Origin of the sequence: Nocardioides fonticola, from assembly GCF_039536805.1 — a bacterium.
Lineage (GTDB): Bacteria > Actinomycetota > Actinomycetes > Propionibacteriales > Nocardioidaceae > Nocardioides > Nocardioides fonticola.
Window position 1 is genome coordinate 138464 of the sequence record NZ_BAAAZH010000008.1, and the last position, 12934, is coordinate 151397.

Genomic DNA, 12934 nt, shown 5'->3' on the forward strand with positions numbered 1-12934 from the left:
CCTACCCGCGCCCGGACTCGGTGTAGGCCGAGCCGCCGTCGGCGAGGGCGGCCAGCGCCGCCTCGACGCGGCGGGCGGTGAAGTCGGTGCAGCGCTCCCGGGCCTCGGCGGGGGTGCAGAAGGCGACCGAGCGGATCTCCCGGGCCTGCTTGACCACGCGGTCGAGCACCGAGGCCTCGTGCACCCCGCCGTCGAAGACCAGGCAGAGCGCGTCGTCCCAGCCGCCCCAGGGCGGCAGCCAGTCGGTGAGCAGCAGCGGCCCGGCCGGCACCTGCAGGCCGAGCTCCTCTTCCACTTCGCGCGCCACGGCCCGCTGGGGCGACTCGCCGACCTCGACGACGCCCCCGGGCAGATCCCAGTCCTGCTTATAGGTGAGCTGGCACAGCAGCACGCGGTCGTCGGGGTCGCGCAGCAGCATCTGGCTGATCGCCCGCTTGCGCGGGAGGAAGGAGTTGAGCAGCGAGCGGAAGCCGTCGGGGGAGTCCAGGGCGTTGTCGGTGGCCAGCCGGGCGTAGACGATGCGGTCGACGGCGCTGCCGTCGACGGTGACGCCGCGGGCCACGCCCTCGCGGTGCATACCCGACCAGGTGGCGATGCGCTGACCGTGCTCGTCGTCCGGGTCGACCCACACCTCGACCCGCTGATGGGTGCCCAGCGCCTCGGCGACCTCGCGGCGCACCACGTCGACCGACTCGCCGGGGTGCCAGCTGATGCGGGCCGTGCCCTCGGAGACCGTCGTCAGGATCGGCGCGGGTCGCTCGCTCACGCGACCACCCTAGCCAGGCGCGACCAGTCCGCTGCGGCCGGCGGGAGCCCGCCCGAGGGCCGCGGATCGGGTCGATCCGCTCACGGCCTCTAGGGTGTACGCCGTGCCCGACGCCTCCCCGACGCCAGCCGACCCGCGCGGTCGCATCGTCGCCGTGGTGGTCACCTTCGACCGGCTCGCGCTCCTCCAGCGGCTGCTGCCCGTGCTGCTCGCCGAGCCCCGGGTGGCCGAGGTGCTGGTCGTCGACAACGCCAGCACCGACGGCACGGGCGCCTGGCTCGCCGGCCTCGGGGAGCCGCGCGTGCTGTCCCGCACCAGCGCTGAGAACACCGGGGGAGCCGGCGGGTTCCACGACGGCATGGCCTGGGCGCTCGAGCGCGACGCCGACCTGATCTGGCTCATGGACGACGACGCCGTGCCGCTGCCCGGCTGCCTCGACCTGCTGCTCGAGCGCGACGATCTCGACTTCTGGGGTCCGGCGGTCGTGGCCGAGCAGGATCCGCAGCGTCGGCTCTGCTTCCCGATCCGCCTGCCCGGCCGTACCCGCGTCGTCCACGACCTGGCCGACGTCGAGGCCGCGGCCGTCGACGGCCTGATCCCCGGGGTCGTCATCCCCTTCAACGGGGTGCTGGTGACCCGCGACCTGGTCGAGCGCATCGGGTTCCCGCGGGCGGAGTTCTTCATCTGGGGCGACGACGTGGAGTATCTGTGGCGGGCAGAGCGCGCCGGTGCGCGCATCGCCACCGTGGTGGCCGCCCGGTTCTCCAACCCGGCCACCGACGACCTTGGCACCCCGATGATGTTCGGGCGCACCACCTACAACCACACCCCGAGCGAGCTGAAGCACTACTGCATGGCGCGCAACAACACCGTCAACCTGCGCACCTACCGCGGTGCGGTGTTCGTGCTGGCGTTCTGGGTGAAGACCCTGTGGTTCTACGCGTTCACCCGTCCGCGCCCCGCGCGCATCGCCACCAGCGCCCGCGCGGCCCTCGCCGGTCTGCGTGGCGACTTCACCGGCCATCGGAGGTACCTGCGGTGAGCCGCGAGAGCGTCGCGATCGTCGTCGTCACCTTCAACCGGGCCCACCTGCTCGAGCCGATGCTCGCCGGGCTCGGCCTGCTGCGTCGTCCGGCCGACGCCGTCATCGTCGTCGACAACGCCAGCACCGACGACACCGCCGCGGTGCTGGCCGCCTCCACGCTCCCCGGTCTGCAGATCGTCTCGGCACCGGAGAACCTCGGCGGCGCGGGCGGCTTCCACCTCGGCGTCCGGACGGCGTACGAGGGCGGCTACGACCGCATCTGGCTCATGGACGACGACGTCATCCCCGCCGTGGACTGCCTCGAGCGGATGCTCGCCGTCGACGAGGACTGCCTGATGGCGGTGCGCGAGGACCGCCACGGCCGCCTGTGCGAGAAGGCCGCGACCCGCTTCGACCTGACCCGGCCCTGGGTGCTGCGGCCGAAGACCCGCATGGTCGAGACCGACTACGGCACCCGCGCGGCGATGCCGCCGCTGATCGAGATCGAGAACGTCGCCTTCGAGGGCTTCATGGTGCGCCGCCGGGTCGTCGAGGCGATCGGATTGCCCGACCCCTCCTATTTCATCTTCTACGACGACGTCGACTTCGCCCTGCGGGCCCGGCGGGCGGGCTGGCGGATCTGGGCGGTGCGCGACGCCGTCCTGGTGCGGCAGCTGGACTTCGACCAGCAGCATGACCTCGCGGGGTGGAAGGGCTTCTACATGTACCGCAACCTGTTCGCGGTGCACTTCCGCTACGGCGCGAACGCGCTGGTGCGGGCCAAGCCGTGGGTGATCGCCCTCGGCGTCGTGCTCTCCAGCCCCGGCCGCGGCGGCCGGTCGGAGGCGGTGAACGTGATCCGCGCCATCCGCTCCGCGCGTGGGATGCGGTCGCTGCCGTCGTCGTCCGTAGACTGACCGATCGTGTCCTCACCCCACAGCTCCGACCAGTTGCCCGATCTGCTGGTCGTCGGTTCCGGCTTCTTCGGACTGACGATCGCCGAGCGCTGCGCCGCCGACCTCGGCCTGAAGGTGCGCATCCTCGAGCGCCGCTCGCACCTGGGGGGCAACGCCTACTCCGAGCGCGAGGAGCAGACCGGCATCGAGGTGCACCGCTACGGCGCGCACCTGTTCCACACCTCGAACGCCACGGTGTGGGAGTACGTCAACCGGTTCACCGCCTTCACCGGCTACCAGCACCGGGTCTACTCCACCCACCGCGGCCAGGTGTACCCGCTGCCGATCAACCTGGGCACCATCAACCAGTTCTTCGACGCCGCCTACAGCCCCGCCGAGGCCCGGGCGCTGATCGCCGAGCAGGCCGCCGAGCTGGGCGGCAAGGAGCCGGAGAACTTCGTGGAGAAGGGCGTCTCCCTCATCGGCCGCCCGCTGTACGAGGCGTTCATCGCCCACTACACCGCCAAGCAGTGGCAGACCGACCCCGAGAAGCTCTCGGCCGACATCATCAGCCGCCTGCCGGTGCGCTACACCTACGACAACCGCTACTTCAACGACACCTACGAGGGCCTGCCGGTCGACGGCTATACGGCGTGGCTGGAGCGGATGGCCGACCACCCCAACATCGAGGTCGTCCTCGACACCGACTTCTTCACCGTCGCCGAGCAGTACAAGGGCCGGGTGCCGATCGTCTACACCGGCCCGGTCGATGAGTACTTCGGCTACGCCGAGGGACGCCTGGCCTGGCGCACCTTGGACTTCGAGGAGGAGGTCGTCGACGTCGAGGACTTCCAGGGCTGCCCGGTGATGAACTACCCCGACCCCGAGGTGCCCTACACCCGCATCCACGAGTTCAAGCACTTCCACCCCGAGCGCGACCACGCCCGGGCCGGCGAGAAGACCGTGATCATGCGCGAGTACTCCCGCTTCGCCGAGGAGGGCGACGAGCCCTACTACCCGGTCAACACCCCCGAGGACCGCGCCACCCTGCTGAAGTACCGCGACCTGGCCAAGGCCGAGCCGATGGTGCTCTTCGGCGGCCGCCTGGGCACCTACCAGTACCTCGACATGCACATGGCCATCGCCTCGGCGCTCTCGATGTTCGAGAACCGCCTGCGCCCCCACTTCCGCGACGGCGCGGCCCTCACCAGCGGAGGCGTCGCCGAATGAGCACCCCGACCGGCACCGTCACCCGGCGCCTCCAGCGCCAGATCATGCCCATCGGGCGCGACCTCGACGTCCTGCCGCTCTACATCGACCTCGAGGAGGCCAGCCTCGACGCCGACAAGTACCAGGTCGGCGGCACGCAGGGCGCCAAGGAGCTCAACAACGCCGCGATCCGGCAGTCGACCTCGACCGGTCGCACCATCAACCCCGACCACATCCTCGACCGCACCGCGCTGCGCATCGAGGCGGGGGAGCGGGTCAGCTTCGGCAGCTACTTCAACGCCTTCCCGGCCAGCTACTGGCGCCGCTGGAGCATCGTCGACGACGTGCGCCTCAGCGTCGGCGTCCGGGGTGCGGGCGCGACCGTCATCGTCTACAAGTCGATGGCCAACGGCCGCTCGCAGCGCGTCGACTCCACCACGACCACGGGGCCTGAGGAGACGGTCGTCTTCGACCTCACCCTCACGCCGTTCATCGACGGCGGCTGGTACTGGTACGACGTCGTGGCCGCCGACGAGGACGTCGTGGTCACCGGCGCGGAGTGGACCGCCCAGGTGCCCGCCGACCGCGCCGAGCACGGCACGCTCGACATCGCCATCACCACGATGAACCGGCCGGACTTCTGCGCCGACCTGCTCACCCAGCTCGGCGAGGACGACGAACTGGCGCCCTACCTCGACCAGATCCTGGTCATGGAGCAGGGCACCAAGAAGGTCGCCGACTCCGAGCGCTTCCCCCGCGCCGAGAAGGCGCTGGGCGAACGGCTGCGCATCATCGAGCAGGGCAACCTCGGCGGCTCGGGCGGCTACGCCCGCGGCCAGATGGAGTCGCTGCACAAGGGCACCGCCACCTACACGATGATGATGGACGACGACGTCGTCTGCGAGCCCGAGGGCATCGTCCGCGCCGTCACCTTCGGCGACCTGGCCAAGCGGCCCACGATCGTCGGCGGCCACATGTTCAGCCTCTACGCCCGCGCGACCCTGCACAGCTTCGGCGAGATCGTGCAGCCGTGGCGGTTCTGGTGGATGTCGCCGCTCGACACCTACCCCGAGTGGGACCTCGCCGCGCGCAACATCCGCTCGGCCCGGTGGCTGCACAAGCGGGTCGACGTCGACTTCAACGGCTGGTTCATGTGCCTGATCCCGCGGCAGGTCATCGCCGAGATCGGGCTCTCGCTGCCGCTCTTCATCAAGTGGGACGACTCCGAGTACGGCCTGCGCGCCAAGGCCGCCGGCTACCCGACCGTCACCTTCCCGGGCGCGGCGGTCTGGCACGTGCCGTGGACCGACAAGAACGACGCCGTCGACTGGCAGGCCTACTTCCACCTGCGCAACCGCTTCGTCGCCGCGCTCCTGCACTCGACGTACCCGCGCGGTGGCCGGCTGATCCGGGAGAGCCTCAACCACCAGATCGCGCACCTGGTCTCGATGCAGTACTCCACCGCCGAGATGCGCCTGCTCGCGCTCGAGGACGTGCTCGACGGCCCGCAGCGGCTGCACGAGCTCCTGCCGACGCGGCTCGGCGACGTCAACGCGCTGCGCAAGCAGTTCAGCGACGCGCGGCTGGAGTCCGACCCCGACGTCTTCCCGCCGGTGCGGCGCGCGAAGCCGCCCAAGCGCGGCAAGGACCTCACCGAGGTGCCGAGCCGCCGCAGCCAGCTGATCACCGCGGGCCTGGCGCCGCTGCGGCAGCTGAAGAAGCCCCGACCGCTCTCGCGGGAGTACCCTGAGGTCGAGATCCGCGCCATGGACGCCAAGTGGTACCGCCTCGCGAGCTTCGACTCCGCAGTCGTCTCGATGAACGACGGCACCTCCGCAGCGCTCTACCAGCGCGACCACGCCACCTTCCTCCAGCTGATGAAGCGGACGCTCGAGCTCCACGAGCGGCTGCGTCGCGAGTGGCCCGAGCTGGCCGCCCGCTACCGGGACTCCCTGGCAGAGATCACCTCGCCGGAGGCCTGGCAGCGGACCTTCGCGCCGTGGTTGCCCGAGTCCGCCGGCGAGGAAACGGACCCCAAGGACCTTCCATGACCGACCTGACGGCGCCCGGCCCGGCCGCCGACGTCCCCGAACCGCCGCGGCGCGCCCAGCGCGTCGTCGACGCCCCGCTGGTGGCGCCCTCGGCGACCACCGGCCTGCTCGGGGTGTTCCAGAACCGCTACCTGCTCCAGCTGCTGGTGCGCCGCGAGATCAGCGCGCGCTACCAGGGCTCGGCGCTCGGCCTGATCTGGAGCTACATCAACCCGCTCACGCAGTTCCTCATCTACTACGTGGTGATGGGGGTGCTCTTCGGGCTCCACAAGGACGTGCCGAACTTCGCCATCCACATGTTCTGCGGCATCATCATCGTCCACTTCTTCAACGAGACCTTCAACGCCGGCACCCGCTCCATCGTGCGCAACAAGGCGCTGGTCAAGAAGATGGCGCTGCCGCGCGAGATGTTCCCGGTGGCCTCGATGCTCGTCTCCGGCTACCACGTGCTGCCCCAACTGGTGATCATGGTGATCGTCTGCCTCGTCCTGGGCTGGACGCCGACCGTGATGGGCATGGTCTCGCTGGTGATGGCGCTGCTCATCATCGCCACCCTCGGCACCGCGCTGGCGCTGATGTTCAGCGCGGCCAACGTCTTCTTCCGCGACGTCTCCAACGTGGCGAGCATCCTGACGAACTTCGTGCGCTTCGGCGTCCCGATGATCTACCCCTACACGCTGGTGCACGACCGCTTCGGTCGCTTCGCCGCCTACTACCTCTACAACCCGATCGCCGACGCCGTGCTGCTGTTCCAGCGCGCCTTCTGGGTCGGTACCACCGACGACCCCGCCTACGTCGAGGCCAAGCACATCCCCGGCACGCTCACGTGGTACGCCCTCTTGGCGATCGTCGTCTCGCTGGTGTTCCTCGGCATCGGACAGCTCATCTTCAGCCGCCTCCAGGACCGCATCCCGGAGCGTCTCTCGTGACCGCCGCCGCCAGCCCGCGCACGTACCCGTCGACGACCTCGATCGTCGTCGAGAACGTCAGCAAGGACTTCACGCTGCGTTACCACCGCACCTTCAAGCAGGTGTCGGTGGCGATGCTGCGTGGCCAGGACGTCAGCGACACCTTCACCGCCGTCGACGACGTCACCTTCACCGTCGAGCAGGGCGAGTCGATCGGCCTCATGGGCCTCAACGGCTCGGGCAAGTCGACGCTGCTGAAGATGATCAACGGCGTCATGCGACCCGACCGCGGCCGGGTGCTCACCCGCGGCCGGGTGTCGGGGCTGATCGCCACCGGCGCCGGCTTCCACCCGCAGTTGACCGGCCGGGAGAACATCTACCTCAACGCCGCGATCATGGGCATGGGGGAGCGGGAGACCGCCCGGAAGTTCGACGAGATCGTCGAGTTCGCCGACATCGGCCGCCACCTCGACGCTCCGGTGGGCAACTACTCCTCGGGCCAGTTCTCCCGCCTCGGCTTCTCTGTGGCCGTGCACGTCGATTGCGACATCTTCCTGGCCGACGAGGTGCTGGCGGTCGGCGACAAGCCGTTCAAGCGCAAGTGCAAGCAGAAGATGGAGGAGATCCGCGACAGCGGCGTCACCCTCTTCTACGTCAGCCACGCGGCCGCCTCGGTGCGGCGCATGTGCGACCGGGTGCTGGTGCTCGACTCCGGCAAGCTCGCCTTCGACGGCCCCGCCGACGAGGGCATCAAGTTCCTCAAGTACGACAGCGACGCCGACGACCCCGAGCTCGAGGGCGAGAACGACGACGAGGACCTCGGCGCCGACATCTGAGGCGTCCTGATCGGGGCGGCGGTGGTCGAGGTGCCCGAGCCCCTGGGCGAGGGCCTCGAAACCCCCGTCGCTGTGTGCTGGCGGTACCGGAGGGTTTCCGGGTGCGGGCACGTCGAGGCTCCGCCCACACCTCAGTGACCGGGTGGGCTCGCGCCCCCGATCCGCGCAGATCCGGCCGCGAGCGGCCGATCCTGGGCTCCGAGAGCCAGAAATCCCGGGGGTCATCGGCGTGTCGACTGGAAATTACAGCTTTGTAGTTACTCACGAAACCTTCCGTGACGGGTGTGACGCATGTGAAAGTTGCGACGACCGAGTGACCTTCCCCCGCTCTGGAGTCGACCACTGATGTCTCGCAACAAGGCAGGTTTCGTCACGCTGTGCCAGCAGCTGCTGGCTCTGGCGGTGGTGCTGGCTGTGCTGGTGCCCGCCAGTGGCGTGGTGACCCTGGACATCGTGCGCGAGCGGCCGAGCGACGGCGCGGCGGCGCCGACCCCGGAGGTCTCCGGTGCCCTGGCCGCCTACGTCCGCGAGGCGCAGCGGCCCTCGACGGTCGCGACGGCGCCGGTCGACCCCGACGTCCGCGAGATCACGCTGACCCCGCCCACCGCGGCAGCGGCCCGCGCCACCGGTCCCGCGGCCCGCCTCGGACGGCTGTCGAGCGGGCCGGTGCAGGCGCGGGTGACCACCCGCCGGACGGCCGAGGGGGTGGCCCGCGTGGTCACCAGCACCCCGCAGCAGGTCACCGGCTACGGCGCCGTCGGCGTCACCTGGGCGCACGGTGAGGACATCCCCGAGACCGACCTGGCCTTCCGGGTGCGCACCCGCACCGACGGCGTGTGGGGGAAGTGGCTCACGCTGCCCTACCACGACGACCACGGTCCCGACCCCGGCAGCGCCGAGGCGAAGCACGCCCGGCCCGGCACCGACCCGCTGCTGATCGGCACGGTCGACGACGTGCAGGTGCGCGCCACCGCCACGGGCGACGCCGCCGTGCCCGACGACATGACGCTCGCGGTCATCGATCCCGGCACCACGCCGACCGCCACCGAGAAGGCCGGCATCGACACCGCCACGATGGACGGCGACGACGGGTCGGACTCGGTGGAGAACCTCGCCGTCGCCCCGGCGGCCGCCGGCTCCGACGCGGCGTCCCTCGTCTCGGCCGCCACCGCCACCCCGGCCGCCGCCGTGTTCACCCCGAAGCCGGTCATCTACTCCCGCGCCCAGTGGGGCGCCGACGAGTCGCTGCGCGAGAAGTCCTCGCTGCACTACTACGAGGTGCACGCCGGCTTCGTGCACCACACGGTCAACGCGAACGACTACACGCGCGACGAGGTGCCGGGGATCATCCGCAGCATCTACGCCTACCACGTGAAGTCCCGCGGCTGGTCCGACATCGGCTACAACTTCCTCGTCGACCGCTTCGGTCGCGTGTGGGAGGGCCGCTACGGCGGCGTCGACCGGCCCGTCGTGGGCGCCCACACGCTCAACTACAACGACTACTCCTTCGCGATGTCGGCGATCGGCAACTACGACGTCAAGCAGCCCTCCGAGGCGATCGTCGAGGCCTACGGCGCGCTGTTCGCCTGGAAGCTGTCGCTGCACGGGGTGAACGCCGCCTCCACCTCCCAGCAGGTCGGGCCCACCATGTTCGAGGCGATCAACGGCCACCGCGACGCGGCCAAGACGGCCTGCCCGGGCCGCTATCTCTACGCCCGCATCCCCGACATCCGCCGCATCGCCGCGCAGGCCCAACGCGGCTGGGCCGGACGCCAGCTCGAGTCCGACCTCGCCTCGACACCGCACCCCGACCTCGTCGTACGCCGCGCCTCCGACAAGCGGCTCTTCATCGTGCCGACCGGCGGCCTCAGCGGGTTCGCCGCCGGCACGACCGTCAGCGGCGACTGGAGCGACGCGGACGCCGTCCAGGTCTCTCCCGACCTCACCGGCGACGGTGCCGCCGATCTCGTGGTGCGCACGGCCTCCGGCGCGGTCGAGGTGCACCGCGGGGACGGCGAGGGCGGCTTCGCGGCCGCCGGTCAGAAGCTGTCCGGCTTCAGCGGTCACGACCTCGTGACGGCCGCCGGCGACCTCGACGGCGACGGCCGCAACGACCTGGTGGCGCGCAACAGCGAGACGGGCCGTCTCGACCTCTTCCGCGGGCGCAAGCCCGGCGCGAAGAAGCCGGCGAACTCGGTGGCGCTGGCCAAGAAGCGCACGCTGTCCGGCGACTGGAGCGACGTCACCGACCTCGCCGGCGCGGGCGACCTCGACGGCGACGGTCGCGACGACCTCGCCCTCGTCAGCGGCGACGGCACCCTGGCATGGGCGCGCTCGACCGGCGACGGGTACGCCGACCCGACCCCGATCCAGGTCTCGACCGCCGTGCAGGAGGTCGCCGGTCGCGGCGACGTCAGCGGCGACGGCGTCGCCGACCTCGTGGTGCGCACCCGCAGCGGTGCCGCCTACGCGGTCCTCGGGCGCGGCGAGGGCGGCTTCGGTCGCCTCATCGGTCCGTTCCCCGCGCTGGCCAAGGCCTCCGGCCTCATCGGCGGCGGCGATGTCGCGGGCAACGCCATGCCCGACCTCTACTCCTTCAGCGGCGGCCGGCTCACGCTGTACTCCAACCGCGGCACCTTCAACGCCGGCGCCCCGATCGATACGGGCGTCACCGCCACCGACGCCGACGTCGTCCTCTCGGCCGGCGACTGGGACCGCGACGGCAACGGCGACGTCATCCTGCGCTCGGCGAAGACCGGACGGCTCCTGCTGCGCCGCGGCGACGGGCAGGGCCACCTCGGGCCGGCCACCGTGCTCGCGAAGGACTTCAGCGGGGTGAAGCTGCTCGCCGCGGTCGGCGACATGACCGGCGACGGATGGCCCGACCTCATGGGTCAGCCCTCGGGCGGCTCCATGCGCATCTACCCCGGGCGCGGCCTCGACGGCCTCGGCACCAGCTACGCCGCCCACAGCGCGATCTCGGCCTCCCGCCAGATCGCCCTGGGGCGCTACGACGCCGACGGCGCGCCGGACAGCCTCTTCCGCAAGGGCAGCACCGTGACGCTCTACCCCGGCAACGGGCCCGGCGGGCTGACGGACCCCACCAGGCTCAAGCTCGACCTGTCTCCCTACGACTGGACGGTCGGCATCAGCTCGGCCACGCTCGGCAGCCGCCCGGCCCTGTTGGCGCGGCGCACCGGCACCGGCGACCTCTACCTCATCCCGGCCACGGCGTCCGGCTTCGGCGCCCCCCGCCTGCTCGCGCAGGGGATGGAGGTCTACGACCTGGCCGGCTGACCCGGCGCCGACATCATCGACATCCGCAGGTCACGCGTCCTCGCGCACCGTCACACGCTCGTCGTGGGCGGTGGACCCGAGCCGATCTGGGTCGGGATGCGCGACCAGCACCACCGAACCGCTCCTCGCGAGGGGCTCGGTGAAGGTGGAGAACCCCGGAGGGGAAGCCGGGTTCGACACCGCCAGGAGACGGCCGCCGTCGGAGAGGAGACTCCCGGCGGCGGCCGCCTCCCACATCGCGGCCTGGGAGAGCGGGCCGTCGGTGAGCAGGACGGCCGCGTCGTCGGGTTCCGCGGGCTCCCACGGGGCGAAGGCGTCGGGCTGGCCCCAGATCTCGACGCCGACGTCGTGGACGCCGACCGGCAACGGCGTCGCGAACCGGACGCCGAGCGGCAGCAGCGAGCAGGCGAGCACGGGCAGGTCGTCGGCGTGTTCGGCCCACCGGTCCAGGCCGTCGGGGCCGCAGACGACGGCCCCGGGCAGGTCGGACGGGTCGGTCGGGCCGGCGACGTCCCCGCGCAGGTCGACGACCAGCCCGGCGTACCAGGCGGCGCCGAGGAAGACGTGCCCCAGCCAGTGCGGCGGGAGGTCGATGCGCACCCGGTCGCCGCGCTCGAGTCCGTGCTCGTCGACCAGCAGCGAGCAGGCCTTGGCGACCCAGTTCGCGTACGTGGTGACCGACAGCTCGACCCGTTCGCCGGTGGCGTGGTCGTAGAAGGTCACGAGCGGGCGCCCGGGGTCGCGGCGCAGCAGATCGGACAGGACCGCTGAGAAGGTCGTCACTCCGACAGCGTAGGGACCTGCCGCACGGTCCGGCGCCCCTAGGGTGTCGCCCATGAGCGAGTCCGTCGTGAGCCCGATCGACCACTTCTGGGCGGTGATCCCGGCCGGTGGCGCCGGCACCCGCCTGTGGCCCCTCTCGCGTCGCACCGCGCCGAAGTTCCTGCGTGACCTGCGTGGCGGCGGTCGCACCCTGCTCCAGGAGACCTACGACCGGCTCGCCCCGCTGGCCCAGGACCGCTTCCTGGTCGTCACCGGTCAGGCGCACGAGGCCGCCGTCCTGGCCCAGTTGCCGCAGCTGCCGGGGGAGGCCGTGTTCGCCGAGCCGTCGGGGCGCGACTCGATGGCCGCGATCGGGCTCGCCGCCGCGGTGCTCGAGCGGCAGGACCCGGACGCCGTCATGGGCTCGTTCGCCGCCGACCACGTCATCTCCCCGCCCGCGGCGTTCGCCGCCGCCGTCGCACGGGCCGTCGCCGTGGCGCGCGAGGGCTGGCTGGTGACGCTGGGCATCGAGCCGACCTTCCCCTCCTCCGCCTTCGGCTACATCCGCTCCGGCGACGCGTTGCCCGGCCACGACGGCGTCGGCGTGGTGGCCTCCTTCGTGGAGAAGCCGAGCGTCGAGGTCGCCACCGGCTACCTCGCCGAGGGCGGCTACCGCTGGAACGCGGGCATGTTCGTGGTGCGTCCGGGGGTGCTCCTCGACCTGCTCGGCACCTGGCACCCCGAGTTCGCCGCCCAGCTGCGCACGCTCGCCGCCGACCTCGAAAGGCTCGAGGAGCTGTGGCCGCAGCTGCCCAAGATCGCCCTCGACCACGCGGTCGCCGAGCCGGCGGCCGCCGCCGGCAAGGTGGCCACCGTGCCCGCGGGCTTCGGCTGGGACGACATCGGCGACTTCGACTCCCTCGCCGGCCTCCTCGGCGGGGACGACGCCACGCTCGCGGTGCTCGGCGACGCCGACCTCGTGCACGGGGTCGACGCCAGCGGTCTCGTCGTGGCGGGGGAGCGGCTGGTGGCCGTGGTCGGGCTCGACGACGTCGTCGTCGTCGACACCCCGGACGCCGTCCTGGTGACGACCCGGGCCCGCGCCCAGGACGTCAAGGCCGTCGTCGCCGCGCTCACCGAGGCCGGACGCACCGATCTGACCTGACGGGCGCGGGTGCCGGACCG

10 protein-coding genes are annotated in these 12934 nt (G+C 71.6%); 8 read left to right on the forward strand and 2 right to left on the reverse strand.

All coding sequences use genetic code 11. From position 1 onward, the window contains the following. Nucleotide 1 precedes the first annotated feature (1 nt). A complete protein-coding gene (locus tag ABD671_RS04905) occupies nt 2-766 on the reverse strand; it encodes an NUDIX hydrolase (protein WP_344732126.1) in 765 nt (254 codons plus the stop codon). A 103-nt stretch (nt 767-869) separates the two neighbouring features. Between ABD671_RS04905 and ABD671_RS04910 the strand changes: the two genes are divergently transcribed. The 7 genes from ABD671_RS04910 (at nt 870) to ABD671_RS04940 (ending at nt 10987) form a co-directional block, all read left to right on the forward strand. After that, nucleotides 870-1808 (forward strand): glycosyltransferase, encoded by a 939-nt coding sequence (locus ABD671_RS04910; protein WP_344732127.1) that lies wholly within the window; start codon nt 870-872, stop codon nt 1806-1808. Then, complete coding sequence (locus tag ABD671_RS04915; RefSeq protein ID WP_344732128.1) at nt 1805-2707, forward strand: glycosyltransferase family 2 protein; 903 nt, start codon at nt 1805-1807, stop codon at nt 2705-2707. The genes ABD671_RS04910 and ABD671_RS04915 overlap by 4 nt, the downstream gene beginning before the upstream one ends. A 6-nt stretch (nt 2708-2713) precedes the next feature. After that, nucleotides 2714-3916, forward strand: coding sequence for a UDP-galactopyranose mutase (glf, locus tag ABD671_RS04920; RefSeq protein WP_344732129.1), 1203 nt, complete (start codon nt 2714-2716; stop codon nt 3914-3916). Then, nucleotides 3913-5946 (forward strand): glycosyltransferase, encoded by a 2034-nt coding sequence (locus ABD671_RS04925; RefSeq protein WP_344732130.1) that lies wholly within the window; start codon nt 3913-3915, stop codon nt 5944-5946. The genes glf and ABD671_RS04925 overlap by 4 nt, the downstream gene beginning before the upstream one ends. Next, the gene (locus ABD671_RS04930) at nt 5943-6875 is read left to right on the forward strand and encodes an ABC transporter permease (protein WP_344732131.1); all 933 of its coding nucleotides are present in this window, start codon (nt 5943-5945) and stop codon (nt 6873-6875) included. Before ABD671_RS04925 ends, ABD671_RS04930 begins: the two co-directional genes overlap by 4 nt. Then, on the forward strand, nt 6872-7690 hold the full coding sequence (locus ABD671_RS04935) for an ABC transporter ATP-binding protein (RefSeq protein ID WP_344732132.1): 819 nt from the start codon (nt 6872-6874) through the stop codon (nt 7688-7690). Before ABD671_RS04930 ends, ABD671_RS04935 begins: the two co-directional genes overlap by 4 nt. A 345-nt stretch (nt 7691-8035) precedes the next feature. Next, on the forward strand, nt 8036-10987 hold the full coding sequence (locus tag ABD671_RS04940) for an FG-GAP-like repeat-containing protein (RefSeq protein ID WP_344732133.1): 2952 nt from the start codon (nt 8036-8038) through the stop codon (nt 10985-10987). A 30-nt stretch (nt 10988-11017) separates the two neighbouring features. Here the strand turns inward: ABD671_RS04940 and ABD671_RS04945 are convergent, their stop codons facing one another. Then, a complete protein-coding gene (locus ABD671_RS04945; protein ID WP_344732134.1) occupies nt 11018-11770 on the reverse strand; it encodes a TIGR03089 family protein in 753 nt (250 codons plus the stop codon). Between the two features lie 52 nt (nt 11771-11822). Between ABD671_RS04945 and ABD671_RS04950 the strand changes: the two genes are divergently transcribed. Further along, nucleotides 11823-12914 carry a mannose-1-phosphate guanylyltransferase gene (locus ABD671_RS04950; protein WP_344732135.1) on the forward strand — a complete coding sequence of 364 codons (1092 nt, stop codon included), beginning with the start codon at nt 11823-11825 and terminating at the stop codon, nt 12912-12914. The last annotated feature ends 20 nt before the right edge of the window (nt 12915-12934 follow it).